The 25080-nt window shown below is 64.7% G+C and carries 35 protein-coding genes and 1 tRNA gene; 27 read left to right on the forward strand and 9 right to left on the reverse strand.

Annotated features, from left to right (window positions below; genetic code table 11):
• Together K3F48_RS01375 and K3F48_RS01380 are read right to left on the reverse strand one after the other, a co-directional pair.
• On the reverse strand, nucleotides 1-327 hold the full coding sequence (locus K3F48_RS01375; protein ID WP_222573606.1) for a hypothetical protein: 327 nt from the start codon (nucleotides 325-327) through the stop codon (nucleotides 1-3).
• Entirely contained in the window at nucleotides 324-1085 is a 762-nt protein-coding gene (locus K3F48_RS01380; RefSeq protein WP_222573607.1) for a WYL domain-containing protein, read from the reverse strand. Before K3F48_RS01380 ends, K3F48_RS01375 begins: the two co-directional genes overlap by 4 nt.
• A 145-nt stretch (nucleotides 1086-1230) precedes the next feature.
• On the opposite strand from K3F48_RS01380, the gene K3F48_RS01385 reads away from it, so the two are divergent.
• Nucleotides 1231-1530, forward strand: a complete 300-nt coding sequence (locus K3F48_RS01385; protein ID WP_222573608.1) for a hypothetical protein — start codon at nucleotides 1231-1233, stop codon at nucleotides 1528-1530.
• Between the two features lie 33 nt (nucleotides 1531-1563).
• On the opposite strand, the gene K3F48_RS01390 is transcribed toward K3F48_RS01385, so the two are convergent.
• Nucleotides 1564-1770, reverse strand: a complete 207-nt coding sequence (locus K3F48_RS01390) for a hypothetical protein (protein WP_222573609.1) — start codon at nucleotides 1768-1770, stop codon at nucleotides 1564-1566.
• A gap of 142 nt (nucleotides 1771-1912) precedes the next feature.
• On the opposite strand from K3F48_RS01390, the gene K3F48_RS01395 reads away from it, so the two are divergent.
• The 18 genes from K3F48_RS01395 (at nucleotide 1913) to K3F48_RS24105 (ending at nucleotide 12185) form a co-directional block, all read left to right on the forward strand.
• Nucleotides 1913-2140 (forward strand): hypothetical protein, encoded by a 228-nt coding sequence (locus tag K3F48_RS01395; RefSeq protein WP_222573610.1) that lies wholly within the window; start codon nucleotides 1913-1915, stop codon nucleotides 2138-2140.
• The gene (locus K3F48_RS01400; protein WP_222573611.1) at nucleotides 2137-2601 is read left to right on the forward strand and encodes a hypothetical protein; all 465 of its coding nucleotides are present in this window, start codon (nucleotides 2137-2139) and stop codon (nucleotides 2599-2601) included. Before K3F48_RS01395 ends, K3F48_RS01400 begins: the two co-directional genes overlap by 4 nt.
• Nucleotides 2602-2844: 243 nt before the next feature.
• A complete protein-coding gene (locus K3F48_RS01405) occupies nucleotides 2845-3552 on the forward strand; it encodes a hypothetical protein (protein WP_222573612.1) in 708 nt (235 codons plus the stop codon).
• Nucleotides 3549-4160, forward strand: a complete 612-nt coding sequence (locus K3F48_RS01410; protein WP_222573613.1) for a hypothetical protein — start codon at nucleotides 3549-3551, stop codon at nucleotides 4158-4160. The genes K3F48_RS01405 and K3F48_RS01410 overlap by 4 nt, the downstream gene beginning before the upstream one ends.
• 11 nt (nucleotides 4161-4171) lie before the next feature.
• Nucleotides 4172-4513, forward strand: coding sequence for a hypothetical protein (locus K3F48_RS01415; protein WP_222573614.1), 342 nt, complete (start codon nucleotides 4172-4174; stop codon nucleotides 4511-4513).
• A 37-nt stretch (nucleotides 4514-4550) separates the two neighbouring features.
• Nucleotides 4551-5516, forward strand: coding sequence for a DUF2303 family protein (locus tag K3F48_RS01420; protein WP_222573615.1), 966 nt, complete (start codon nucleotides 4551-4553; stop codon nucleotides 5514-5516).
• A gap of 56 nt (nucleotides 5517-5572) precedes the next feature.
• Nucleotides 5573-5896: a hypothetical protein gene (locus K3F48_RS01425; protein ID WP_222573616.1), complete on the forward strand. Its 324-nt coding sequence runs from the start codon at nucleotides 5573-5575 to the stop codon at nucleotides 5894-5896.
• On the forward strand, nucleotides 5893-7008 hold the full coding sequence (gene dnaN / locus K3F48_RS01430; protein WP_222573617.1) for a DNA polymerase III subunit beta: 1116 nt from the start codon (nucleotides 5893-5895) through the stop codon (nucleotides 7006-7008). Before K3F48_RS01425 ends, dnaN begins: the two co-directional genes overlap by 4 nt.
• Before the next feature lie 12 nt (nucleotides 7009-7020).
• Complete coding sequence (locus tag K3F48_RS01435; RefSeq protein WP_222573618.1) at nucleotides 7021-7557, forward strand: 3'-5' exonuclease; 537 nt, start codon at nucleotides 7021-7023, stop codon at nucleotides 7555-7557.
• Nucleotides 7554-8042, forward strand: a complete 489-nt coding sequence (ssb, locus tag K3F48_RS01440; protein ID WP_222573619.1) for a single-stranded DNA-binding protein — start codon at nucleotides 7554-7556, stop codon at nucleotides 8040-8042. Before K3F48_RS01435 ends, ssb begins: the two co-directional genes overlap by 4 nt.
• A gap of 14 nt (nucleotides 8043-8056) precedes the next feature.
• Nucleotides 8057-8443 (forward strand): ProQ/FINO family protein, encoded by a 387-nt coding sequence (locus K3F48_RS01445; protein ID WP_222573620.1) that lies wholly within the window; start codon nucleotides 8057-8059, stop codon nucleotides 8441-8443.
• Nucleotides 8436-9452 (forward strand): DUF5131 family protein, encoded by a 1017-nt coding sequence (locus K3F48_RS01450; RefSeq protein WP_222573621.1) that lies wholly within the window; start codon nucleotides 8436-8438, stop codon nucleotides 9450-9452. The genes K3F48_RS01445 and K3F48_RS01450 overlap by 8 nt, the downstream gene beginning before the upstream one ends.
• Complete coding sequence (locus tag K3F48_RS01455; RefSeq protein ID WP_222573622.1) at nucleotides 9449-9709, forward strand: hypothetical protein; 261 nt, start codon at nucleotides 9449-9451, stop codon at nucleotides 9707-9709. The genes K3F48_RS01450 and K3F48_RS01455 overlap by 4 nt, the downstream gene beginning before the upstream one ends.
• On the forward strand, nucleotides 9706-9900 hold the full coding sequence (locus K3F48_RS01460) for a hypothetical protein (protein ID WP_222573623.1): 195 nt from the start codon (nucleotides 9706-9708) through the stop codon (nucleotides 9898-9900). The genes K3F48_RS01455 and K3F48_RS01460 overlap by 4 nt, the downstream gene beginning before the upstream one ends.
• A complete protein-coding gene (locus K3F48_RS01465) occupies nucleotides 9897-10424 on the forward strand; it encodes a phospholipase D-like domain-containing protein (protein ID WP_222573624.1) in 528 nt (175 codons plus the stop codon). Before K3F48_RS01460 ends, K3F48_RS01465 begins: the two co-directional genes overlap by 4 nt.
• Entirely contained in the window at nucleotides 10421-10960 is a 540-nt protein-coding gene (locus K3F48_RS01470) for a hypothetical protein (protein WP_255607933.1), read from the forward strand. Before K3F48_RS01465 ends, K3F48_RS01470 begins: the two co-directional genes overlap by 4 nt.
• Entirely contained in the window at nucleotides 10957-11328 is a 372-nt protein-coding gene (locus K3F48_RS24095) for a helix-turn-helix domain-containing protein (RefSeq protein WP_255608012.1), read from the forward strand. The genes K3F48_RS01470 and K3F48_RS24095 overlap by 4 nt, the downstream gene beginning before the upstream one ends.
• A 26-nt stretch (nucleotides 11329-11354) precedes the next feature.
• Nucleotides 11355-12185 carry a tyrosine-type recombinase/integrase gene (locus tag K3F48_RS24105; RefSeq protein ID WP_370631332.1) on the forward strand — a complete coding sequence of 277 codons (831 nt, stop codon included), beginning with the start codon at nucleotides 11355-11357 and terminating at the stop codon, nucleotides 12183-12185.
• Nucleotides 12186-12474: 289 nt separating this feature from the next.
• Here K3F48_RS24105 and K3F48_RS01480 read toward each other — a convergent pair whose 3' ends face one another.
• The gene (locus tag K3F48_RS01480; RefSeq protein WP_222573626.1) at nucleotides 12475-13467 is read right to left on the reverse strand and encodes an aldo/keto reductase; all 993 of its coding nucleotides are present in this window, start codon (nucleotides 13465-13467) and stop codon (nucleotides 12475-12477) included.
• A gap of 101 nt (nucleotides 13468-13568) precedes the next feature.
• Between K3F48_RS01480 and K3F48_RS01485 the strand changes: the two genes are divergently transcribed.
• Nucleotides 13569-14216, forward strand: coding sequence for a TetR/AcrR family transcriptional regulator (locus tag K3F48_RS01485; protein WP_222573627.1), 648 nt, complete (start codon nucleotides 13569-13571; stop codon nucleotides 14214-14216).
• Here the strand turns inward: K3F48_RS01485 and K3F48_RS01490 are convergent.
• Nucleotides 14170-14427, reverse strand: a complete 258-nt coding sequence (locus tag K3F48_RS01490; RefSeq protein ID WP_222573628.1) for a hypothetical protein — start codon at nucleotides 14425-14427, stop codon at nucleotides 14170-14172. The genes K3F48_RS01485 and K3F48_RS01490 overlap by 47 nt on opposite strands.
• A gap of 368 nt (nucleotides 14428-14795) precedes the next feature.
• Between K3F48_RS01490 and K3F48_RS01495 the strand changes: the two genes are divergently transcribed.
• The 4 genes from K3F48_RS01495 (at nucleotide 14796) to K3F48_RS01510 (ending at nucleotide 18410) form a co-directional block, all read left to right on the forward strand.
• Complete coding sequence (locus tag K3F48_RS01495; RefSeq protein WP_222573629.1) at nucleotides 14796-15647, forward strand: 23S rRNA (adenine(2030)-N(6))-methyltransferase RlmJ; 852 nt, start codon at nucleotides 14796-14798, stop codon at nucleotides 15645-15647.
• A 118-nt stretch (nucleotides 15648-15765) separates the two neighbouring features.
• Complete coding sequence (locus tag K3F48_RS01500; RefSeq protein ID WP_222573630.1) at nucleotides 15766-16362, forward strand: TadE/TadG family type IV pilus assembly protein; 597 nt, start codon at nucleotides 15766-15768, stop codon at nucleotides 16360-16362.
• Between the two features lie 70 nt (nucleotides 16363-16432).
• Nucleotides 16433-16945 (forward strand): TadE/TadG family type IV pilus assembly protein, encoded by a 513-nt coding sequence (locus K3F48_RS01505; RefSeq protein ID WP_222573631.1) that lies wholly within the window; start codon nucleotides 16433-16435, stop codon nucleotides 16943-16945.
• Between the two features lie 13 nt (nucleotides 16946-16958).
• The gene (locus K3F48_RS01510) at nucleotides 16959-18410 is read left to right on the forward strand and encodes a TadE/TadG family type IV pilus assembly protein (RefSeq protein WP_222573632.1); all 1452 of its coding nucleotides are present in this window, start codon (nucleotides 16959-16961) and stop codon (nucleotides 18408-18410) included.
• 25 nt (nucleotides 18411-18435) lie between these two features.
• Here K3F48_RS01510 and ilvD read toward each other — a convergent pair whose 3' ends face one another.
• On the reverse strand, nucleotides 18436-20280 hold the full coding sequence (ilvD, locus tag K3F48_RS01515) for a dihydroxy-acid dehydratase (RefSeq protein WP_222573633.1): 1845 nt from the start codon (nucleotides 20278-20280) through the stop codon (nucleotides 18436-18438).
• 372 nt (nucleotides 20281-20652) lie between these two features.
• On the opposite strand from ilvD, the gene K3F48_RS01520 reads away from it, so the two are divergent.
• Nucleotides 20653-21591: a right-handed parallel beta-helix repeat-containing protein gene (locus K3F48_RS01520; protein ID WP_222573634.1), complete on the forward strand. Its 939-nt coding sequence runs from the start codon at nucleotides 20653-20655 to the stop codon at nucleotides 21589-21591.
• Between the two features lie 68 nt (nucleotides 21592-21659).
• Entirely contained in the window at nucleotides 21660-22604 is a 945-nt protein-coding gene (locus tag K3F48_RS01525) for a right-handed parallel beta-helix repeat-containing protein (protein WP_222573635.1), read from the forward strand.
• Nucleotides 22605-22744: 140 nt separating this feature from the next.
• Here K3F48_RS01525 and K3F48_RS01530 read toward each other — a convergent pair whose 3' ends face one another.
• From K3F48_RS01530 to K3F48_RS01540, 3 genes are all read right to left on the reverse strand, one after another.
• Nucleotides 22745-23422 (reverse strand): outer membrane protein, encoded by a 678-nt coding sequence (locus tag K3F48_RS01530; RefSeq protein WP_222573636.1) that lies wholly within the window; start codon nucleotides 23420-23422, stop codon nucleotides 22745-22747.
• Between the two features lie 342 nt (nucleotides 23423-23764).
• Entirely contained in the window at nucleotides 23765-24220 is a 456-nt protein-coding gene (locus K3F48_RS01535) for a hypothetical protein (protein ID WP_222573637.1), read from the reverse strand.
• 160 nt (nucleotides 24221-24380) lie between these two features.
• Nucleotides 24381-24454 (reverse strand) — tRNA-Gly (locus tag K3F48_RS01540).
• A gap of 255 nt (nucleotides 24455-24709) precedes the next feature.
• Between K3F48_RS01540 and K3F48_RS01545 the strand changes: the two genes are divergently transcribed.
• Complete coding sequence (locus tag K3F48_RS01545) at nucleotides 24710-25078, forward strand: TIGR02300 family protein (RefSeq protein ID WP_222573638.1); 369 nt, start codon at nucleotides 24710-24712, stop codon at nucleotides 25076-25078.
• Nucleotides 25079-25080: the final 2 nt, after the last annotated feature.

Consider the following 25080-nt stretch of genomic DNA (forward strand, 5'->3'; position numbering starts at 1 on the left):
TCAGCGCGGCTTTTTCATATTCAACCAAATACCATAACCGACGAGGTCCGCGTTCTTCTCGAGAACGCGCACCTTGACGACATGCCCGAGCTCGGAGGAACTCTCGAAGTCCTCTATGACGCCGATTCTCACCCCGCCGTTCAGCACCACGCAGCCCTTCAATCGGTTCAGCCAAGCCGTGTCTTTCTTCAGCATGGCCATCATGAATTCCTGCAGCGTGTCCCTTTCAAAGCAGAACGGCATGCCGATCTCGGGGGTTCGCTCTTCTGCTACACCACGAGTAGCGAAGAGCAAGGCCAAAATCATCGCTAACAATAGTTTTTTCATTCTGCATCCTCTAGAGTTGGCGGAGAGACGATCAACTCAGATGGCAATTCTCCAAAAACATTCGGCCATTCATCTGTTGTCGGTCCGAATTGCAGCAGTCGAGCGAACGCAGCTCCTCCGAGTATCAACCCAATCTGTTGCCGGTCCACTGATGCCTTTCGATAGCGGGTAGCCGTGAATTCGACATCATCGGATGTCGTATTGGACTCTGATACTTGCAAAGACCAAATAAATGGAACAGCGCCCCAGTTTTTATTAGCCGCATCGCGTGGATAATAGAAAATATCACCAGGAATGAACGCATATTCCGGTGGCACTCCAACGGTAACAAAATGAAATGTGTGCTTCTTTTTTGTCATTTTGTCTTTTGACATGCCAATTGATAGTTCTATGTCGAGTGAAGCGGCAAATACTGTAGTTACATTAAATGCCCAATCGTCAGTGTGCTTTACAAATACGTTTCTTGCGTCGCGCTTATTCGAAAATATGTCACTGACCCTACGCCTTTTAATTTTATCTTTGCGATATGTTACTGGTTCATCACAACCTACAATCTCGACATACTTCAGCAAAAACATGCGCGCAGAAGACGCGGTCAGATCGTAGGCGCGACACGAGTTGGCGTCGACTGCAGCCGGCCGAATCTCTCTCACCGTGCCAGGCTGAGTGCCCCCATGGTAACGGATTCGCAGAAACTCCCCGTTCTCGATCGCCTCCGCGAGCCTGGAGGCCTTCTCACCAATGTCTTGCGATGCCATGGGCGACCCTGAAATAACGAGCTTTTTGTCAGGCCGCAGCTTACGCGAAGATATAACAAGTTACTTATTGACAGGGGATAACAAGTAACTTATTAGAGATGTCATCCTGCTCGACGCGCTAGGCGCCGCACCAAAGGGAGGGGACATGCCGACTTCCACACCAGCGCCCGACACCAAAGAGAACCCTCCCGCTTACCCGCGCATTCGCTATCGGGCGAAATGCCCGCAGCCTCGCGATTCCGTGCAGCACATGTCGAACGCGCGCGCCTTCGCCGCGGCCGCGCAAGCGATGATGGCGTCTTACAATTTCCAGATGGCCGAAGAGCCCGGCGCCAGCGTGGCGGTTTTTCTCGCGATCAAGGATTCGCTGAATGCAGCCGCGCGCGAGCTCGATCGCGCTTGCGAGGCGCTGATGTTCGACCCGGAGGGCCATGCCAATGCATGAGCGTGAGTCACATCACCCCTGCCGCGTGCCGCGTCAGTCGGCCCGCAGGATCTTCGCGATGTCGCTCGGCCCCGCCGCATCGACCGCCGCGTCGAAGCGGTCCAGCGCCGCGAGCGCTTCGGCCTTCTCCGACTCTCGGCGGCCGCTGGCGAAGAGAGTGACGATGGCGCGGCGAAGATCGGCCGCCGCCGTCGCGACCGCCGGCGCACGCGTCACCAGCCTCTCGATTTCAGTGATCACTGCACCCGGAGACTCGGTCTCGACGAACGGGCTTACGCCTTCGAGCCTTGTTCTCAGAATCCTCAGCATCGCTGCGACACTGGATGACTCAGTCATGACAACCTCCAATAAAAGCACATCGTTTTCACCGCTCGACGTCGAGATGATCGCCGACGCCCTGACGAAGACGGGCGCCTTTAGTCTCCCGCTCTCGAACCCGCCCGTCGTGACGATGCATTATCTGCACGGCGGGCCGCCGGTGTTCGAGCTGATCCTCGTCGCCATGCGCGAGCTGGCCGAGCGGATGAAAGCCGAGCAGCGCGCCGTCACCGTCGAATGGACCGACGCCGCTATCGTAACGGACCGGCGTGCAGAAGGGGAAATGGCATGAGCGCCCCCAAGCAGGTCGAAAAGTTCAGCTCTCACGAGGTGAGAGCTATTGCTGCGGCGATGGAAAAAACCGGCGTCCATGGCGCCGTCTTTGGACTCGAAACAAAAAGGCCGTGGCTATTCTACCTCCCTTGCGGCCGCCCCGTCTTCGAGCTCGCCCTCGTCGCCATGCGCGAGATGGCTGATCGCCTCGAGACCGAGCAGCGCGCCGTCACCGTCGAATGGTCGGACGATCGCGCCGCCGCTCCCGTCGCATCCGACGACACGGCGGCGTCTGCGCAGAACGTTTATCAGGCCTATGTCGATTGGAGCATGCGCCGCCGAGAGCGGTCGCGGACTGCGTTCGGGGACGCGCTGCGCCGCCGCGCGTCACCATTCTATCTCCGCTTCTATCACGGACTTGCCGAGCGTCTGCGGACTCTCTTTGCGGGCCTGAAAGCTCGCGTCATTGGCGAGCGTTAGGAGGCCGACATGCTCACCGTCCGAGTTTCAGCCTGGAAATCGTGGGACCGAGTGTTGGTTCGCGAGGTAATGTGCTGCGTTTTCGATTGTGAGGGCGACGCGCAGAATGCCGCAACGGGTGATGAAATCGTCCGCGTCTACATTGAGAACCCGGAATTTTACGCCTATTCGCGTGAGCGCGGCCTTGCGTTCGTCGAGTCGACGCTCAAGTTCAGCGTAGGTTTGCGGAAACACGTCCGGGTCGTGGACGACCTCGCAAATGCGAGCATGAGCTTTTTCGTCGAAGAAGGGGATGATTTCAAACTGATCGGGCATGACGCCGCCTCCGAGGCTGCGGACAGCCTATCGCGAAACGAGGCCGGCCGCGAGGCGCCGCTCACCCCCGACGATTCCGCTCGCGTCACCGCCATGGCGGCCAGCCTGCCGCCGTCCCAAAGCCTCGCCGATGAGCGCGGCCTGCTGCTCGCTCTGCATCGACTCCGCTTTCCGGCGCCGGACATCGGCCGTCTCGCGCCCTTCGTCGCCGGCAAGGCGCGCGAGCTGCGCGAGACCTTCGGCCTCGGCTCGCCGCAGGCGGTCATCGAAGGGGTCTTCTTTCTCCTCGGCTGGTTGAGCTGGGGCTTTCTCGGCCTGCTCGCCGACGCCATGCTCGACGAGGCGGAGGCGGCGACAGCGATCGTGACGACCGGCCGCGAGGGCGATTTCGTCATGACGCTGCTCGCCTCGGCGCTGATCCTCGCCAATATCGCCTGCGGTCTTTATGTCGCCGGCCGCATTCTGGCCCACCAGCGCCGTCGCGAGGCGCGGCGCGCCGAGATCATGCAGGACGCCGCCGCCCGCGCCGGCGAGCAGCGCAGCAAGGCCTGGAGCGTCTATCTCGCGATGGGCATGGGCGGCGAGCTCTCGCCGCGCCCATGCGTCGAACGCCCCGAGAGGAGCGCGGGAGCATGATCGCGGACATCGCGCCCTGGGCGCAGATCCGCGGCGGTCGCGCCATGGACCTGTTGACCCCCGATCCGAACGAGATCGACTTTCGTGCTGTCGCCGACACGCTGGCGCAGCTCAACCGCTACGCAGGCGGCGCCGAGAAGACAGTGAGCGTCGGCCAGCACACGCTCATCGTCTTCGACGCATCTGAGCCGACTGATCGCCCCTATGCGCTGCTGCACGACGCCCATGAGGCGCATATCGGCGAGATCACGACGCCGGCGGCCGACGCGCTGGCGATGATCGCGCGTTTCGACGGCGACGAGCGCAACACGATCTATCGCGCCCTGCGCGCGCTGAAGGAGCGGCACGACTCCGCTTTCTACGCGGCCGCCGGCCTGCGGCCTCCGAACATGGCGCAGAGAGAGCGCATTCGCCGCGCCGGTCTCGTCGCCCTGGCGACGGAGCGCCGTGATTTTCTGGGGCCGTCGCCGCGCCCCTGGGCGCCCGAGGTCGAAGCCGTTTCGCCGCTCCGCTCCGTCTATCGCCTGCGCAAGCCGGCCGATGTCGCCGACGAGCTCTACGACAAGTTCAGCCGCTTCCTGCCGGCGCTGGCCGCGCGGACGATGTGAGAGGAGGGGATATGATGCGATTGATCGACAGCTATCCGGAGATCATGGGCATATTCGGCCGCGAGGACGTGAACGGCAAGCTCAATGAGCTGCTGCGCGAGGCGCTCGAGGCGATCGAGGACGCGCCCGGCGACAAGGCGAAAGCCAGTGTCACGCTCGACATCGCCTTCGCCCGCGACGGCGACCGCGTCACCATCGTGCCGGCGGTGAAATCGAAGCTGCCGCCACAGGCCGGATTCCGCGGCACCACCTGCTGGCTGGTCGAGGGCAAGATCTCGCTCCAGCATCCGAGCCAGATCGACATGTTCTCGGGCCCGCGCGAAGTGGCGCCGCGCACGCGCGACGCCGGCTGATCTTTCCATCCTTTGAACGCGACCATTGGAGATTTGCATGTCGGAGAATGAGCCCATCCTCGGCGAGGCGCTGTCGCTGCAGCCCGAGACGTTGCTGAAGATCGAGAACAAGGACGTGCTCGATCGGCTCCTCGCCCTCGGCGGCGCCGCGCAGAACATCGAGATCATCAACATCAAATCGCCGGTGGACGTCATCGGCCTCCCGCAGGAAATCCCGCTGGCGCTGCATCGCGGGGCGGCGCCGAAGCTCGAAGGCCTGCGGGCGCTGTTCGACGCCTATCGCACCGCGCCGGAGCGGCGCCGCGGGGTGGCGCAGGTCGACAATCTGCAGAGCTTTATCGATCTGGTGAACCGGCACAAGGACGAGCACAGCGTCATTTTCGCCAACACCGATCTGAAAGAGGCGAAGCTGCTCGCGGTGATCGATTATCACGAGACATCCGGCGTCGCCCGCTTCGGCAATCATCGCGTCGAGTATAATTTCCCCACGACCAAGGAGTTTCAGGTCTGGCAGCACTTCAACGGCGAGAAATTCGACCAGGGCGAGTTCGCGTCCTTTCTCGAGGATCATATCGCCGAGCTCGCCTCGCCGATGGATCAGGAGCGCAACGAGTTCGAGACGCTGTTCAAGACCAAATTCGGCGCGCCGAACGAGATCATCGATCTCTCGCGCGGGCTGCAGGTCAATGTCGGCGCCAAGGTGAAGAACAGCGTGACGTTGCAGAGCGGCGAGTCCGAGGTCGTCTTCACCGAAGAACACACCAATGCGCAGGGCGAGAAGCTGATCGTGCCCGGCCTGTTCATGATCTCTCTGCCGGCATTCGAGTCCGGCGAGCCGGTGCGCATTCCGGTGCGGCTGCGCTATCGCGCCGCCACGGCAATAAAATGGTTCTACCAGCTCTACCGCCCCGATTTCTGGCTGCGCGAGCAGATCAAGAACGATCTCCTCACCGCCGCTCTGGCGACCAGCCTGCCGGCCTATGAGGGCGCGCCGGAAGCGTGATCGCAATCAAAGACGGTCGGCGCCGCGGCGCCGACCGCCGCGGCGGGGAGAGGGAAATGTCGACGGTCGGCGAACATTTGCAGCTGCTGGCGAAGCAGGTTTCCGAAATCGAAACCCTGATGGTCGGTTTCGAGCGTGCGCGCATCGCGGACGAAGCCGATGGCGACGCCTATCGAAATTTGGCCCGCGCGGTCCGATCGCTCGCCGGATGCTTCGGCCTCGAGTGCCGATATGATGATGACGACGACGAGACCTTTAGAGACGGCGTCGAGTTCGAGGAGCTCGACGCCGTCCGCTCGCTCCTCCTGCGCCGCGCCATTCCCGAATTTCTCGACGGCCTGCCGGACGCCGTGCAACGCCATTATGCGAGCCAAAAATGAAGCTCACCATCGATCGCGCGCCGCTGCTGAAGGCGCTGGAGACGACGCGCCGCATCGCCGAGCAGCGCACGACGATTCCGATCCTCTCTCACGCCCTGCTGGAGACGGATCACGGCCGCCTCTGCATTCGCGCCACCGATCTCGACATCGAGACGCGCATCCTGCTCGATGCGGAGATCGCCGAGACCGGCGCGCTCGCCGTCTCTGCCGCGGTGCTGCATGATCTGACGCGCAAGCTTCCGGAGAAAGCGCAGATCACATTGGACGGGCAGGAAGCCGGCCAGCTGCAGATGCGCAGCGGCCGCTCGCGCTTCAAGCTCTCCACCCTGCCGGCAGACACATTCCCGGAGAACACGGAGCAGAGCTTCAAGGCCGACTTCATCATTCCCGCGGCCACGCTGGCGCGCATGCTCGGCAAGACCGCCTTCGCCATCAGCACCGAGGAGACGCGCTATTATCTGAACGGCGTGTTCTGCCATTATCTCGAGCTGGACGGCCGCGCGCTGCTGCGCATGGTGGCGACCGACGGCCATCGCCTCTCGCGCATCGAGACCGAGGCGCCGGCGGGCGCCGCCGCCATGCCCGGCGTCATCGTGCCGCGCAAGGCCTGCGGCGAGATCGAGCGCTTGCTCAAAGGCCAAGAGGCGGAGGCGCGCATCGCCGTCTCGGCGAACAAGCTGCGCTTCTCGATCGGCGATGTGACGCTCTCCACCAAGCTGATCGACGGGACCTTCCCCGATTATGACCGCGTCATCCCGCAAGGCAATGACAAGCGCGCCACGCTCGATCGCGCGTCTATGGCGGCGGCCGCCGATCGCGTCTCCACCATTCACAGCGAGCGCGGCCGCGCGGTGAAGCTCTCCTTCGACGCGAGCGCGCTTACGCTCTCCGTGAACAATCCAGACATGGGCGAGGCGCGCGACGAGATGGAGGCCGACTATGCCAGCCCACCGATCGAGATCGGCTTCAACTCGCGCTATCTCGCCGAGGCGCTGCAGGTGCTCGAGGGCGATTCGGCGGTCATCCGCCTCGCCGATCCCGGCGCGCCGACCCTGTTCCAGAGCGCGACGCAGCCGGATTTGCTGATCGTGCTCATGCCGATGAGGGTTTGAGCCATGGATATCATGCTCGATCTGGAAACGCTGTCGACGAGCCCGGATGCGGCAATCGTCGCCATCGGGGCGATCGGATTCTCTTCGGACGGTCATGCGTCGCTCGCAGCCTATGACCATGCGCCGAAAATCTATATCCCGGTGTCGCCGAGCAGCGCGCAGCGCCTCGGCGGCGAGATCGATTCGCGCACCGTTCAATGGTGGGCGCAGCAATCCGATGCGGCACGCGCGGTCTTGTCCGATCCAGACGCGATCGACATGGCCTATGCGCTGCAACTCTTCAGCTCATTCATCGACAAGTTCGGAGATGTGAAAATCTGGGGCAATGGCGCCGGCTTCGACAATGTCATTCTGCGCCGCGCCTACGAACGACATTATTGCGAAGCTCCATGGCCGCCCCACTTCGACCGCTGCTATCGCACGCTGAAGAACTTGCGGACCGACATCGCGATCGAGCGCGTCGGAACGCTTCATAACGCGCTCGACGACGCGATCTCCCAGGCACGCCACGCCGAGCACATCTTCGCAGCGATGAGGTCGGCCGCATGAGCATCAATCGCGCCATCCTCCTCGGCAATGTCGGCGGCGATCCGGAAATCCGCACGACGCAGAGCGGCGACAAGATCGCCAGCTTCTCGCTCGCGACCTCCGAGCAGTGGAAGGACAAGGCGACCGGAGAGCGCCGCGAAGCGACCGAATGGCACCGCGTCGTCGTGTTCAATCAGCCGCTGGTCGCGATCGTCGAGAAATATGTGAAGAAGGGCGCGAAGGTCTCGGTGCAGGGCCAGATCAAGACGCGCAAATGGCAGGCGAACGACGGGTCGGACCGCTATTCGACCGAGATCGTCATCGGCCGCTTCGACGGCTCGCTGGGCCTCGAAGGCTCGCCCAAGGGCGCCGAGCGCGACGAGCACGCCTATGGCCAGACGCGCGCGAAGCGCGAGACCGCCGACGATCCGCGCATGGGCATGGGCGTCGGAGCCGGTGGCGGCCGCACGACGGCTCAGGAGCTCGACGACGAGATTCCCTTTTGAGAGAGGAGTTGGCCATGGCTATTCCCGAGTCGCGCAAGATATTCCGCAATAAGGCGATCGCGACGCGCGTGCGCGCCATTCTCGAAGAGCGCTTCCCGCAGGCATTCGCGCCGGCGGGCGCGGAAAAAAAGCCGCTGAAGATCGGCATGGACGCGGACATTCTGCTGGCCATGCCGGAGCTCACCCGCAAGGGCCTCGCCTGCGCGCTCGCCGACTACACCTGGGGCCCGACCTATTGCCGCCATGTGCTCGCCGGCGCCGCGCGCGTCGGCCTCGACGGCGAGCCCTGCGGCCATGTGAGCGACGCGGAAGCAGCCTACGCCGCCGATCGCATGAAGCTTTTCACCAAGCGCCAGCCGAAGCCGGGCCAGCCGGAAAAGGAGGCCGCAGCCGATGGCTGAGACGAGCAAGATCGAATGGACGGATGCGACCGTCAATTTTTGGTGGGGCTGCACGAAGGTCAGCGCCGCATGCGATCACTGCTATGCGGAGACATGGGCGCGCCGCTTCAATGGCGAGCATTGGGGGGCAGGAGTGGCGCGGCGTAGGATCAAGGGCGCTCGCGCCTTGCTCCACCGCCTCGATAATGATTATGCGGAATGGGCGGCGGATCACGCGTGCGGGCCGCTTCCGCCTCTGAGCGGCGCGAGGCGCCGCGTGTTCTGCATGTCCATGGGCGATCTGTTCGACAATGAGGTTCCGCTCGAATGGTTCGTCGAGGCATGGCGGACGATCGTCGTCTGCAACCGCGTGAACATCATCGTCGTGACCAAGCGGCTCGCGATGATCGAAAAGCGCCTCGAGGAATCGGGGTTCTCGGATTGGCCGCAACACGCTTGGTTGTTGACGAGCGTCCATGATCAGGCGAGTGCCGATCGCGAGACGCCGCGCCTGCTCGGCCTCAAATCCAAGCTCGGCATTCGCGTCGTCGGCTTGTCGATCGAGCCGATGCTTGGAGCGATCGATTTGCGGCGCATTCGCCTATCCACTCCAGACGACACGCCAGAATGCAAATTTTACTGGAATGCGCTGCACAACGACCCTCGCCTCGACTGGATCATCGCCGGCGGCGAGAGCGGCCCCGGCGCGCGGCCGTCTCACCCCGATTGGTTCAGGGGCTTGCGCGATCAATGCGCAGGGGCAGGCGCGCCATTCTTCTTCAAGCAGCACGGCGAATATGTCGAGGTCGACGGCCCGCGATGCAGGGGCGGCCATGGCTCCCGGAGTGATCGTGGGCCGGGCGTCTTCTGGTTGCGACCAGATGGCGCGCGCATTGAACTCGCCGATAGGGCGGCCCGTAGTTGCTCGGTATGGGGTGCAGATTCCTTGATGAAGCGCGTCGGCAAGCGCCGCGCTGGCCGCTTGCTCGACGGCCGCGAGCATAACGAATTCCCGTGGCCGCGCTCATGACGCCCCGCGAACTCACCCGCGCCGGCGGCGCCTATGACCGCCGCGCCATCATGGCGCTCGCCCTGTTCGAATATCGCGAGGTCGGCGGCCGCGCCTGGGGCGATTGCCAGCGCTGGGCCTGGGAGCAGGCCCGCAAGGAGCGTGCGCTGCGCGCCGAAGGCCGCGACGCCGAGCTCCAGCGCCTGCACGACATGCGCGCCCATCGCATCGCCTATCATCGCGCCCGCGCCGCGGTCACGCACGCGGAGGCCGCATGAAGAGCGATCTCGTCGATCTCACCATGCAGCTGCATCACGAGACGCCGAAAGCGATCCTCGTGTCGGACGCCGGCGACCGCGACAAGGCCGTCTGGCTGCCGAAGTCGCATGTCGAATTCGAGAGGAAAAAACAGGGCGTCGTCGTCGTGACCCTGCCGGAATGGATGGCTATCGAGAAGAAACTGCTATGATATTAAACCATTTGCCACTGCCGGCCATCGTTATCGGCGCCGGCCTCGCACTCGCCTCGCCAGCCACCGCCGAGCCGCTGCGCGTCGAGACCCACTACGCCCCGCGCGAAAACCTCGAGCGGCTGGATGTCGAGCTGCTCGGCGCCGCAACGCGGACGATCGACATCGCTGCTTACGTGCTCACCGATGTCCCGGTGATCGACGCCCTCACGGCCGCCGGCGCGCGCGGCGTGCGCGTGCGGCTCTATCGCGACGGCGGCGGTCGCCCCGCGCGCGGCGCGGTCGCCGAGGCGCTGGAGCGTCTCGCCGCCGCGCCCAATGTCGAGCAGCGCCGCAAGCCGACGCGCACCTTCATGCATCTGAAGAGCTATTGCATCGACGGCGAGCGCCTCCGCACCGGCGCCGCCAATTTCACCGCCAGCGGCCTGAAGCGCCAGGAGAACGACCTCCTGCTGATCAACGGCGAAGGCGCCTGCGCCGGCTTCGCCGCCACCTTCGAGCAGATGTGGGGGAGGGGACGATGACCTCTTTGCCGCGCCTCGGCGCTTCCCCCGCGCCCATTCCGCCGCTGTTCTCGACCGATGACGCCGAACGCGCCTATGAGGCCTGGGGCTGCAATTGCGGCCCGATGGCGCTGGCGGCGATCTGCGGCCTCACGCTCGACGAGGCGCGCGCGCTACTGCCGGGCTTCGACGCCCGGCGCTACACTAATCCGAGCATGATGGCCCATGCGCTGCGCGAGGCCGGCCGAGGCGCCCGCCGGATCGATCCCGACGATTCCTTCCCCGCATGGGGCCTCCTGCGCATCCAATGGGAAGGCCCTTGGACCCAGCCGGGCGTCCCGATCCGCGCCCGCTATCGCTACACGCATTGGGTCGGCGCGAGCCGGAGGGCGAATGACGGCGCGACGGGAATATTCGACTGCAATCAAATGCAGAACGGCAGCGGCTGGACCGCCAAAGGGAATTGGGACGCGTTCACGGCGCCGTGGATCATCAGCCATATCCCGCGCGCATCGGGCGGCTGGCACATCACCCACGCGATCGAGGTGGAGAGATGATCGAGTCCCGGGTGCGCGCCGTCGATGCGGCAAAAATGCTTGGTCTGACCGTCCGCGGCGTCCAGGCGATGGCCGCGCAAGGGCGGTTGCCGGGCGCCGCGAAAATCGGCAGCCTATGGACCTTCGACCCGGGCAAGCTCCGCCGCTTCGTCGCGGCGAAGGAGGATGAATGCAGGACGAGCCAAATCTTTACCGACGAGGGGGCGTCTGGTGGCTGCGAGCCACCATTGCAGGAAAAGAATATCGAGAAAGCTTACAGACTCATGATGTCGCGCTTGCGCGGCGGCTCCGGGACAAGAGGCTCGAAGACATCAAGGCGGCGCGCCGGCACGGCGAGCAGCGGAAAACATGGCTCGAAGCGGTCCTAGCTTGGGGCGAGCATGAGGCGGACCAGATTTCTCCCTCGACCGCACGCCGCTATGCCGTCTCCCTCGCCATGGTCGAGCGTCACCTCGCGAAATATACGATCGACAAGATCGACGGTAAGGCCATTGTCACCCTCGTAGCTGCTCGCCGCGCCGATGGCGCCTCGCCGGCGACTGTCCGACGCGATCTCACGGCCATTTCCCGCGTGCTGACCTTCGCCGAAGCGATGGAATGGCGGGATGGGAATCCGACCCTGAGCAAGCGGCGCCTCCTGAAGGAGCGCCGCGACCCGATCGTCCTGCCGACGCCGGCCGATATCGAGACGGTCATCGCGGCGGCCTCGCGACGCTTCGGCGCCCTGATCCGCGCCGCATGGCTGACCGGGTGTCGACAGGATGAGCTGGTCAACGCGACATGGCGAGCCTTCACGGCCAGGGCGAAAAAGCTCGAGGTGATCGGCAAGGGGAACAAGCGCCGGACGATCTCGCTATCGGCAGCCGCCTCGGCACATCTCTCGGCACAGCCCGTCATGCTCGGCAGCGAGTTCATTTTTTGCCGCGAGGATGGCGAGCCATTTTCTCAGGCCGCCTCGGATTTCACGCATGTGCGACGCGCCGTGATCGCTCAAGCGAAGAAGAACAAGACGGATTTTCAACGATTTCGCTTCCACGACCTGCGGCACCTGTTTGCTGTGGAGGAGCTGCGCCGAGGCGTCTCGATTTACGATCTACAGCAGCACCTCGGCCATACATCGGTGAAGACGACCGAGATTTATCTCGACTTTCTGACCCCCGAGGAGCAGGCGGCGGCCAAGAAGGCGGCGGCACAAAATCCGGCACAACCACGGCGGTCTGCGTGACTTCGTATCGCTGTATTCTATTTTATATTAAACAGTTACGCAGTGCGCATGGGCGAGATACGCACGGGTCTTGAAAACCGCCGTGGGCGCAAGTTCACCGTGGGTTCGAATCCCACCCCTTCCGCCATTTTTCGTTCGCGCGCCCAGCCGTTGCGACCCTGCGCGCGGGATTCGAGTTCGAACATCGCGAACGGCTTACAGTCGACTGCCGCGTTTCTTCGCTATGGGAGGCGGACGCGGGCGCCGCGTGCTCGGCCACGAACGCGGCGCCCGCATATTCGTCCATCGTTCACGAGCGCCACATCTCGAGGACCTGCGGCGCGTAACGATCTCCGACAATGGCCCCTGGAGAAAACATCCGGTCGAGCGCGGCGAGATCGTCGGACGACAGCTCGATATCGGCCGCGGCCAGATTCTCCTGGATGCGCTCGCGGCTGCTCATGCCCACCAGAGCGACGATATCCTCGCCTTGCGCCAGCACCCAGGCGGCGGCGAGCTGCGTCGGGGTCCAGCCCCTCGAGGCGGCGAAGGCCGTGAATTGCGCGACGATGTGCAGGTTCTTCGCCAGAGCCTCGCCCTGGAAGCGCGGCGTCCAATTGCGGGCGTCGTGCGCGGGCAGCGGCCCTTGGATCGCGCCTGTCAGCAGACCCTGCGCCGCCACGCTGTAAGCCACGACGCCGACGCCGAGCTCGCGCGCCACAGGCAGGAGATCGCCCTCGGCGGCGCGGCCGGCGAGCGAAAGCTCGACTTCCACGGCCGTAACGGGATGAACCGCATGCGCCCGGCGCAGCTGCTCGCCGGTGACTTCCGACAGTCCGAGATGACGGACCTTGCCCTCCGCGATGAGGTCGGCGATCGCGCCCACCGTGTCCTCGATCGGCGTCGAGGTCGGGATGCGGCCCGGCTGATAGAGATCGATGACGTCCGTGTCGAGCCGCTGCAGGGAATAGGAGCAGAAGTTCTTGGCTGCGCGCGGGCCGACGTCGAGGCCGAGCGGCCGGCCGTTCGGCGCGATCATCATGCCGAATTTGACGCTGAGAAAGGCCTGATCGCGGCGGCCGCGCAGCGCCTCGCGCAGCAGCAGCTCATTGTGGCCCATGCCGTAGAAATCGCCGGTGTTGACCATGCGGACGCCGGCGTCGAGCGCCGCCCGAATGGTCGCGACGCTCTCCGCGTCCTCGTCGCGTCGGCCGGGCTGGGGGCGCATCGGCGACATGCCCATGCAGCCCAATCCGAGCGCCGGCAGCTCGGGGCCGTTTTTCCCCAATCGATGAATTTTCATCGGCAGCTCCATTTATTAGAACGATCGCTCTATCTAAAGATGGGAGGCTCCGCGCGTCAAGATCGCTAGAGCGATCGCTCTAACATTTTTGAAGGAACAGCATGAGGAAGCTCGATCCCGTCCGGCACGAGGAAAAGCGGCGGGAGATTCTGGCGGCCGCCCGCCGCTGCTTCGAGCGCAGCGGGCTCAAAGGCGCGTCGATCGCCGATGTTTGCAAAGAGGCGGGCATCAGCCCCGGCCACCTCTATCATTATTTTGCGAGCAAGGACGCGATTGTCGCGACGCTCGCGGAGGACTGGCTGAACCGGACGCGGCAGCGTTTCGAGCGGCTGTCGGCGTTGGAGAGCGATGTCGTGGCTCCGCTGGTGGCGGAGATCGGCGCGCTCGCGCCGAGCGGCCCCGGGTCGGGTTCGGAGCTCGTCTTCGAAATGCTGGCGGAGAGCGCGCGCAATCCCGCCATGGCGAAAGCGATGCAGGCGCATGGCCGAAGCCTGCGGTCGATCCTGGCGAATGTGCTGCGAGGAGGACAAGAGCGCGGCGCCGTCGATCCGGATGTCGACGTCGAAGCCGCTGCAACCGTCATGATCATGATGGTCGACGGGTTGAAAGCGCTCAGCCTTCGCGATCCGACCCTGGACCGGCAAGCGGCGGTCGGCTTCATGCGGCAAATGCTGGAGGGCGTTCTGGGGAGACGACGAAGCGCTACGTCGAGCGGCGAGGCGCCTTCAGCGCCGCCTCCAACGCCATGATGGCGGGCATGATCGCGCTTTTCTCGCGCCCTCTCGCCGCGCCTGCGCGCGGGTCCCGCTCCGACTTTTCGGCTCTCTGAATCGCTTCGAGGCGCTGCTGGAGCACGCCGAGAAGCAAAGCGGCCTTGTTGCGCTCGAGTTGGATGTCGAGCACGTCGCCGGCGCTCGTCGCCGAAGCCGTAAACGCGTCGGGCGATAAATATGTCGCCATGGCTCCCTCGGCCGTCTGCTGATGTGGCGGCTGCTGTTCTCAGCCGTCGAGATCGCCAGCAAATGGCGTTCGAGGCGAGGCGGTCAACCGAGGCTGATCGCGACAGCCGAAACGGATCGAGGAGCGGAACTGGACAAAGGCCGCCGAGCCGCAATATTCGTAAGGCCGGCTCGCGGCCTAGGCTAGAGACTTGCGTCGACGAAAGGGAAGGGCGCTCGACGCCTCTTCCCGGCCCTCCCCCGCTTCGCGGGAGAGGGAGCAGATTCGGCGCTTCATATGAGGTTCGCGAAACCTTGGCCGCCCCCTCCCGGTTCGAGTGACGCAGGCCACGAGAGCGCGGTCGATCGGATGATGAGACACCCGAGCCGATGAACTATCGTCATGGATTTCACGCCGGCAATTTCGCCGATGTGTTCAAGCATGCCCTGCTGGCGCGGTTGATTCTCTATCTCACGCGCAAGGAGACCGCGTTCCGCGTCATCGACACCCATGCGGGGGAGGGTGCCTATGATCTTTTTGCGGACGCAGCCGCGCGCACCGGCGAGTGGCGCTCCGGAATCGGGCGCCTTGCCGATGTCTCGACCGTCGACGCCGCAACGCGCGAATTGCTCGCGCCTTATCTCGACATCGTCGGCCCGCTCGACGCCGAGGGGCGGCCAGCGCTCTATCCCGGCTCGCCGCTGATCGCATCGCGACTTTTGCGCGCTCAGGATCACGCCATTTTCTGCGAATTGCGGCCCGACGCCTTCGCGGCGCTGCAAGCGCGCTTTGCGCGCGACAAGCGCGTGAAGACGCTCCGCCTCGACGGCTATCTCGGCCTCTCCGCCTTCACGCCGCCCAAGGAGCGGCGCGGGCTCGTGCTCGTCGACCCGCCCTTCGAGCAGCGCGACGAGCACGAGCGCATGCTCGCGGGCTTTCTCGACGCGCATCGCAAATGGCCGACGGGAATCTATGCGCTGTGGCGCCCGATCAAGGACGAAGGCCAGTCGCGCGCCTTCGTCGAGCGGCTGCGCGAGAGCGGCGTGAAGAGGATATTGCGGCTCGATCTTTCGGTGGGTGGCGCGGCGGAGGATCAGAAGCTGCGCCGCACCTCGATGGTCGTCGTCAATCCGCCTTTCACTTTCCCTCAGGACGCGCGCGCGCTCGCCGCCTTCCTCGCCGAGCGGCTGGCGCAGGGCGCAGGCGCCGGCTTCGAGATCGAGCAGGTGAGCGGCGAATAGGAGGCGACTCGGGGAACGAGCGATCCGTCTCGCCGGAGAAGAGGCAGGCGCTTCGGGAGCAAGCGGTAACTTTTCTTTCTCAGTTTTCCCGTACGAAGAGATGCGGGGGAACATGGGAATGACGCCAGCGCCAAAGGAAGTCCTGGTTGCAGAGCGCTTCCCTGCGCAGGCGGCGACCGGCTGCGCGCCGCGTCGTTCGGCGGGCGTACGGTTCTTCGGATGTCGGCGCGGGGCGGCGGCCATCGAGTTCGCCCTCGTCGCGACGCCGCTCTTTGCGCTGCTGATCGGCATTCTGCAGATCGGCGTCGTGTTTCTGGCGCAGCAGCAGCTCGAGACCGCGGTCGAGAAATCGGCGCGCACGGTGCTGACGGGGAGCGCGCAGAAGAGCGGGCTCACTCAGGCCCAGTTCGCCAGCGCACTGTGCGCAAATCTGACGGTGCTGTTCAGCTGCTCGCAGGTGATGGTCGATCTGCGGTCGGCGAGCGCTTTCTCGGCGGCCGACACGTCGGCGCCGACATTGACCTATGACGCATCCGGCAATGTGACCAACAGCTGGAGCTTCGACATGGGAAGCGCCGGCGCGGTCATGGTGCTGCGCGTCATGTACCAGTTTCCGGTGGTGGGCGGACCGCTGAATGTGAGCCTGGCGAATCTTGGAAATGGCAAGCGGCTGCTGATGGCGACCGCGGTGTTCCAAGTCGAGCCCTACTCGTGAGCCGAAGCGGACGTCGACGTTGCCAAGTCTGTTCTTCCTTTCTTTCGCACGCCGTTTGTTCGGCGGGCGGATGTTCCGACGCGACGAGCGCGGCGTCTCGACGGTCGAATTCGCGCTCGTCCTCCCGATCGCGGCGCTGACGCTCGTCTGCGAGTTCACGCTCGGCGAGGCGCTCGCCATCAGCCGCAAGGTCGCGATCACCGGGCGCACGCTCACCGATCTGATCGCGCGCCGCCCGAGCCTCACCGAGTCCGAGCTGAATACGATCCTGAACGCCTCGGCGCAGCTCGCAGCGCCCTATTCGACAGCGAATATGACGATCGTGGTGGCCGCGCTCGCGACCAACGCCTCCGGTCAGACGACCGTCACCTGGAGCAGGTCGCGGAACGGGACGGCGCTGACCACCGGATCGACCTTCACTCCCCCCACCGGAGTGGCGCGTGCGAGCACGACGCTGATCTACGGCAGCGTGCGCTACTCCTACACGCCGGGCTTCGCCATCCGGCTGCTGCCGTCCTATCCGATCACATTCGCCTTCTACGTCAACCCGCGCGTCACCTCGTCGATCCCGCTGACGAACTGACGAGGAGATCGACATGACCCGCTTTCGAATTGCGGCCGCCGCCGTGCGCCTCGCATGCGACGCCAAGGGCAATGTCGCGGTCGTTTTCGCGCTCGCGGCGTTTCCGCTGCTCATCGCCGCCGGCGGCGCCGTCGATTTCGCCATCGTCAGCCGAGTTCAGACTCAGCTCTATGCGATCTGCGATTCCGCCGCCCTGGCGGCGACGACGCCGGCGATGATGTCGCAGAGCACGTCCACCGCGAAATCGGCCGCCATCGGCATGTTCGGGGCGCAAGTCGCGCAGATCAAGCGCCTCGCCTATAATTCGGCGAATCTGACGGTGACGGTGGAGGATGCGACAGCGTCCTCCACGAAGACGCGCACCGTCACCGTGTCCTACAGGGCGCAGGTCGACAACGCCTTCGGCTCGTTCTACCACGTGCCGACGTCGAGCTTCACAGTGACGGCCGCATCGACCGCGTCGACGGCGCGCAATATCGACTTCTATCTCCTGCTCGACAATTCCCCTTCTATGGAGTTGCCGGCGACGACGGCCGGGCTCGCCAGCATGGCGGCGGCGACCGGCTGCGTCTTCGCCTGTCACGAGAATGATCTGAAGGAGGCTCAGATCAGCGCCTCCTTCGTCGGCTGGAACAGCTACGACAGCTACACCTATGCGCAGAACCAGGGCATCCGCTTGCGCATCGACAACGTTCGGGAGGCCGCGAAACGCGTCGCGTCCAGCGCGCAGACGATGATGGCGGCGAATGGCGCGACCTATCGTATCGCGTCCTATGCGTTCAACTTCGGCTTCACCCAGCTCCACGCTCTGACGTCCGCGACGAGCGCGAATTTGAGCGCCATCACGAACGGCGTCGGCACGATGACTCCGCCGCTGATGTCGCGGGAAAACTATTTGCCCCCGGGCGCGAGCTACACCTATCCGACCAGCGCGACGAGCTGGACGACCGCGACGATCGGCTCCAGCGAGCTGAACACGCGCGATGCGATGACCGATATCGGCATGGCGCTGAAAAGGCTCAACAGCGCTGTCACGACCAATCCCGGCTCCGGAACCACGGCGAGCGGCGACAAGCCGCAGGGGGTCGTGATGCTGGTGACGGACGGCGTCGTCGACGGCAGCTTTCTGACCACCACCGGCTGCAACTATTATACGAAAGCCTATTCGAACAGCTTCAACAGCAGCTTCTACCGCTGCATGGGGCCGATCGACACAGCCGATTGCAAGACGCTCAAAGACCGCGGATTTCGCATCGCCGTGCTCAACACCGTCTATTATCCGACGCCGGGCTATGGCTTCTATGACAGCGCGGTGGCGCCCTTCACCTCGCAGGTGTCGCCCGCGCTGAAGACATGCGCCTCGACCGATCTCTATTTCGAGGTCGACACGACCGGCGATATCTCCGACGCGATGCTCTATCTCTTCCAGAAGGTCGTCACCAGCGCGTCGCGTCTCACACAGTGAGGCGGCGGGCAGGCGCCTTCCGCGCTCACGCCTCGGGGACTTCGCGCACGGCGCCGCGCGCGGCGCTCGTCGTCATCGCCGCATAGGCGCGCAGCGCTTTCGAGACCTTGCGGGCGCGCGCCGCCGGCTTGAAGGAGTCTTTGCCGCGCGCTTGCTCCGCCGCGCGGCGCTGCGCGATCTCTTCGTCGGAGACGGCGAGGCGGATGGAGCGGGCCGGAATGTCGATCTCGACGAGGTCGCCCTCCTTCACCAGGGCGATCAGTCCGCCCTCGGCCGCCTCCGGCGAGACATGGCCGATCGAAAGGCCCGATGTGCCGCCCGAGAAGCGTCCGTCGGTGATGAGCGCGCAGGCCTTGCCGAGCCCCTTCGACTTCAGATAGCTCGTCGGATAGAGCATTTCCTGCATGCCGGGACCGCCGCGCGGGCCCTCATAGCGGATCACCACCACATCGCCGGCGACAATTCTGTTGCCGAGAATGGCCTCGACCGCCGCGTCCTGGCTCTCGAACACGCGCGCCGGACCGGCGAATTTCAATATGGACTCGTCGACGCCCGCCGTCTTCACGATGCAGCCGTCCTGCGCGAGATTGCCGGTCAGCACGGCGAGGCCGCCGTCCTTGGAGAAGGCGTGCGCCGCTTCGCGCACCGCGCCCTTCTCGCGATCGAGGTCGAGCGCGTCGAAGCGGCGGCTCTGGCTGAAAGCGGTCTGCGTCGGCACGTTGCCGGGCGCGGCGCGATAGAAGGTCGCGACGCTCTCGCTGCCCGACACGCGCACGTCCCAGCGCGCCAGCGCTTCGCCGAGCGTGCGGCTATGCACGGTCGGCAACTCGTGGTGCAGCAGCCCGGCGCGGAAAAGCTCGCCGAGAATGGCGTAGATGCCGCCGGCGCGATGCACATCCTCGAGATGCACATCGGCGACCGAGGGCGCCACCTTGCACAGCACCGGCACGCGCCGCGACAGGTGATCGATGTCGGCCATCGTGAACGGGACATCGGCCTCATAAGCGGCGGCGAGAATATGCAGCACGGTATTGGTCGAGCCGCCCATGGCGATGTCGAGCGTCATGGCGTTCTCGAAGGCTTCAAAGGTCGCGATGGAGCGCGGCAGCACGCTGGCGTCGTCCTGCTCGTACCAGCGGCGGGCGATATCGACGATGAGATGTCCGGCCTCGACGAACAGGCGCTCGCGATCGGCGTGCGTCGCCAGCACCGTGCCATTGCCCGGGAGGGCGAGGCCGAGCGCCTCGGCGAGGCAGTTCATCGAATTGGCGGTGAACATGCCGGAGCAGGAGCCGCAGGTAGGACAGGCCGAGCGCTCGATGGTCGCGACATCGGCGTCGCTGACCTTGTCGTCGCCGGCGGCGACCATGGCGTCGACGAGATCGAGCGCATGCTTCTCGCCATGCAGCACGACCTTGCCGGCCTCCATCGGGCCGCCGGAGACGAACACGGTCGGAATGTTCAGCCGCAGCGCGGCCATCAGCATGCCGGGCGTGATCTTGTCGCAATTGGAGATGCAGACCAGCGCGTCGGCGCAATGGGCGTTGCACATATATTCGACGCTGTCGGCGATGATCTCGCGCGAGGGCAGGGAATAGAGCATTCCGTCATGGCCCATGGCGATCCCGTCATCGACCGCGATGGTGTCGAACTCCTTGGCGACGCCGCCGGCCTTCTCGATCTCGCGAGCGACCAGCTGGCCGAGATCTTTGAGATGGACATGGCCGGGCACGAATTGGGTGAAGGAATTGGCGACGGCGATGATCGGCTTGCCGAAATCGGCGTCCGTCATGCCGGTCGCCCGCCACAGGCCGCGCGCGCCCGCCATATTGCGTCCATGGGTGGTGGTGCGGGAGCGAAACGGCGGCATGGCGGCTCTCTTTTCGGCGTCTGGCCTTGGGACAGGCGATGAACTAGCCCAAGGCGCGCCCCCCCGCAACCGGTCGCCGGGACCGATGCCGCGCGGTCCGAGCGCTCGCGCGCCGCTCGAAAAGCTTTGCGCCCATCAGGAACGAAAGACGAAATCCTTTCGCTTGCGTCGAATTCATGAGAAGCTCTGGCCGACCACGGCGTTCGACTTGGCGTAATACGTTCAAAACATGGGAAGAAGCTCGCCGGCCCGAGGTCGGCGGCAGCCGTGCGTCGCGGCGCCGGCTTCGTGCGGCCGAGCACATCGAAAATTTGCGTCGGGGAGTTTAACGAGCCTGCCTTCGAGGCTCGAACAAAGAAGGGTTTTTTCGTCATGACCACTCGCATATTCTTGCTGGTCGCCGTCGCGGTGGCGGCGCTGTTCCTCGCCGTCCCCGACCATGCGCGGGCGCAGTCGCGCACCTGGGTCGCCGGCCTCGGCGACGACGTCAATCCCTGCAGCCGCACCGCGCCGTGCAAGACCTTCGCGGGCGCGATTTCGAAAACTGCGGCCGGGGGCGAGATCAATTGCGTCGACAGCGGGGCCTATGGAACGGTCACGATCACCAAATCCATCGCCATCGTCTGCGACGGCGCGGAAGCAGGAGTGCTCGCCTCGAACAGCAGCGGCATCGTCGTCAACGCCGCGGCGTCCGACTCCGTGTTCCTGAGCGGCCTCGACCTCCAGGGAATCAACGGGGCCGTGAGCGGCGTCAACATTCTTCAGGCGAAATCGGTGCGGATCGCCAATTCGAAGATCCGCGGCTTCACGGTCGCGGGCGTCAATGTGGTCCCGAGCGCGGCGGCGGCGTTCATCAAGGTCGAGTTGGTCGGCGCCACGCTGCACGACAATCCCGGCTCCGGAATCATCGTTCGTCCGACGACGAGCGCGAAAGCGCGTCTGCTGCTCGACCGCGTGCATGTCACCGAGAGCGGCGGCAGCGGGCTCGTCGTAGACGGCTCCGCGACGACGGGACTTCTGAAGGCCGTCATTGTCGACAGCGTGTTCGCCAGCAATGTCTCGGCCGGCGTCAACGTCGTGGCCGGTGGCGTCAGCGCGCATGTGCTGATCGACCGCAGCTCTTCGTTCGACAATAGCAACGGCCTTGCCGCGAGCGGCAACGGCGCGGTTATCCGCTTCAGCAATATGACCATATCGGGCAACGCCACTGGCGTGTTGCAGAGCAACTCGGGCGTCGCGCAGAGCTTCTCGACCAACGCCATCGTCGGCAACGCCGACAATGGCGCGTTCGGCACGACGGCGCTGAAGTGACTGCGGCGCGGCCTGTCAGAGCTTTGCTCGCGTAGCGGGCTGCCGTGATCGCAAAGAGGATTCTCGACATGACGATGCGAATTTCATGGTTGGCCGCGCTGGCGGCTGCGGCGCTCCTCGCGCTCGCTTCGCAAGGCGCGCAGGCGCAAGCGGCGCGGACCTTCGTCTCGGCCTCGGGCGACGACACGAAGCCTTGCAGCCGCACGGCGCCTTGCAAGACTTTCTCCGCTGCGATCTCCAAGACCGCCGCGGGAGGCGAGATCAACTGCGTCGACTCCGGCCCCTTCGGCGCGTTCTTCTCGATTCAAAAGGCTCTCTCGATCGTCTGCGACGATGTGCGGGCGGAAGTGCTCGTCGTCAACAATGACGCGATCACGATCAGCGCCGGCGCGGGCGACGACGTGCTGCTCAGCGGTCTGCATATTCGCGGCGTGACGACGAGCTTCAGCGGCGTCCGCGTGCTGCAGGCGCGGTCGGTGGCGATCAGGAACTCGACGATCCGCGGCTTTCATGTCGCGGGAATCAACGTCATTCCGAGCGTTCCCGGCGCGACGATCAGCCTGCAGGCGTTCGATACGAGGCTCGCCGAAAATCCGGGGGTGGGCGTTCGGGTCAAGCCAGCGTCCGGCGCCAGCGCGAATGTAATGCTTTCCGGCGTGCATGTGAGCGGGGGCGGAGCCGACGGCGCCCTGTTCGACGCTTCGGCGACGACCGGCAAGGTGAATGGCCTCGTGCGCGACAGCGTCTTCGCCAGCAATGCGACCAATGGCCTGGCCGTGGTCTCGAACGGCGCCGCCGCCGTGGTTCTCGTCGAGAGCAGCGAGGCTATCGACAATGCGACGGGCCTTTCCGCGTCGGGCTCGGGCGCGGTCGTTCGCTTCACGAAGTCGGACATGTCGGCGAACGCCACGGCCGTCAGCCAGGCGAATGCCGGCGTCGCGCAGTCTTTCGCGACGAATGCGATGGCCGGCAATGCCGCCGACGGGTCCTTCGGCGCCACGCCGCTGCAATAGAGCGCTTTCCGATCGAACGAAATCGTTCGATCGATCAGAATTCGCTCAAACTAAAGAATCCTAGAGCGTTATCCGATCCGTTCGGATCGGATAACGCTCTAGGACGTCGCGCGCCGCGCCTCGGCGCGGCGCGCAATGCATCAGAAATGATAGTTGAATCCGCCCCGGATCAGCGAGGTGTCGAGGGTCGAATGCAGCGCGTTCGGCGTGAATTCGAAGTAGCGCTCGCTCTCCACAGAGGTGAACAAATATTCCGCCTTGGCGGAGAGGTTAGGGGCGAGGCCGTATTCTATGCCGGCGCCCAGCGCCCAGCCCGGCAGGAACTTCGACTGCTGAGCGTAGAAGCCGGTGAAGGCATTGCCGAGCGTCGCATTCGCCACCACCCCGGCGAAGCCGCCGGTCAGGAACACCAGCGCGCGATCGAAGGTCACGCCGGCGCGCGGGCGCACCGTCATGATATTGTCGACGCCGCTGCTGCCGAAGACGCCGGCGACGGGCGAGCGGCTGCTCTTGCCGCCGCTGAAGTCGAAATCGGCCTCCAGGCCGACGAGGAAGTTCGGGCCGAAGGTGTAGTTGAAACCGCCGGTCACGCCGGCCAGCCAGCCATCGGGCTCGCCGAGCGCGCCGTCGCTGCCCTTCTGGAAGGCGCTGAAGCCATAGCCGGCGTTGACGCCGAGATAGAAGCCCTGCCAGGAGAAGGCGGGCGCCGGCGAATAATAATCCTCCATCGGCGCGCTGCGGCGCGGCAGGTCGGCGGCGTCCGCCGCGCCTGCGGCCAGCATGGACGCGATCAAGGCGGAAAGCAGCGATTTTCTCATCGTACCGAACTCCACGATTGGCGCGCCTTTACGCCGGCGGCTCGCTCTCCACGGTCGGCGCCGAAAGCCGAGCCTCAGTTCAGTCGAATTAGAATCATTCACCTTAACGAGTTCTTTATGCCCGCCGCCCAGCCTCGCGGCGTGAGCAACATGCGCCAAATATTCATGTATAGTTTGTGTCGAAACTTTGGTTTATTTAGACGAGTCTCGGGATGCGGGCTCGCACTCCTGTTTCGGCGGGGATTCCCGCCGATGAGATTGCCTAATAACCGGTAAATTCGTGGTTCGGCCGGGAGAGCGCCTCTGGCTCAAAGACCGCATCGCGGCGAGAGAAGGCGGTTCTCAGTTCGGCGCATCGACGATGCGGTAGGCGGCGTGACAGCCGACGCAATTGCGCATGATCTCGCCGAGGCGCGCGAGCGACTGGTTCTTGCTCTCCCCTTCGGTCACACGTCGCGCCAATTCGTCGAAGCCGGCGCGCATGGGGCGTCCGAATCCTGTCCAGCGGTCGGGAAACCTGCCCGCCAACGTCTCGGGCATTTTGCCTTCCGCCTGGAATCGCCGCCCGCCGCGCGCCGCCGCGGCTTCCGCGACGGCGGCGCGATCGTCCGTCGCGAGCCCGGAGACGATCTGCTCCAGGCTCTTCACGAACAGGCGCATCTGGTCGAGCACGAACGCCTTCTCGGACGCGGTGAGCGCGAGCGGCGCGCGCATGTCGGCGTCCTCGGCTCCGGCGCGCCCCATCGCCAGGAATGCAGTGAGGCAGAAGGCCGTAATCAATTTGTCTCGGCGTCGCATGGTCATGGGTCTCCGAGCGCCGGCTCCCGGCGCGGAGCTGAAGATATAGAATAATTACATAACGAGCGACAGGCCCGCGGCGATACGGGAGCGATGTGAGCTCAGAGCTCACGCGCTATTTCCGGGAGCGCAGCAGTCGTCACGCCGCGTGCGAGCAGACTGGAGCGGGTGAAGGGAATCGAACCCTCGTATTCAGCTTGGAAGGCTGCTGCTCTACCATTGAGCTACACCCGCGACCCCTCCGATATGCCAAGTCGCGCCGCGCTTGGCAATGGGCGAAGTGGGTCGATGAGCGGCGGAGCCCTCCTGCTTGTGGGCAATGGGGGGATTCCTCGTGCGGACAAGGGCTTTTTGGCCGCCGGCGGAAGCGATCGGCTTGACACGGCGCCGGCGTATTTCTCATTTGACAGCCGCAGAGGAGCACACTAACCCGAGCGCCCGTCTCCACCGGGCGTTCCCATGGCGCTCTATATCGAGGAAGCAAGGACCGTGGCCAAACCCGAACTCGGCGCCAAGCGCCAATGTCAATCTTGTGGCGTCAAATTCTTCGATCTGAACAAGGATCCGGTCGTCTGCCCGAAGTGTGGAGCGATTTTCCACGTGGCGACGACGCGCGTCGCGAGCCGCGCCGTCGAGGAGGACGAGACCGTCGAAAGCGAGAAGGACGGGGCCGAGACGGTGTCGCTCGACGAGGTCGAGGCGAGCGAGTCGAAGGCCGATGCGATCGACGTGGACGAGGATGTCGAGATCGACGACGCCGTCGAGGAGGATGACACCTTCCTCGAGAATGAGGAAGAGGATGACGACGACGTCTCCGGCCTCATCGATGGCGACATCGACACCGACGAGGAGACCTGAGT

The organism is Methylosinus sp. Sm6, from assembly GCF_019802345.1.
Lineage (GTDB): Bacteria > Pseudomonadota > Alphaproteobacteria > Rhizobiales > Beijerinckiaceae > Methylosinus.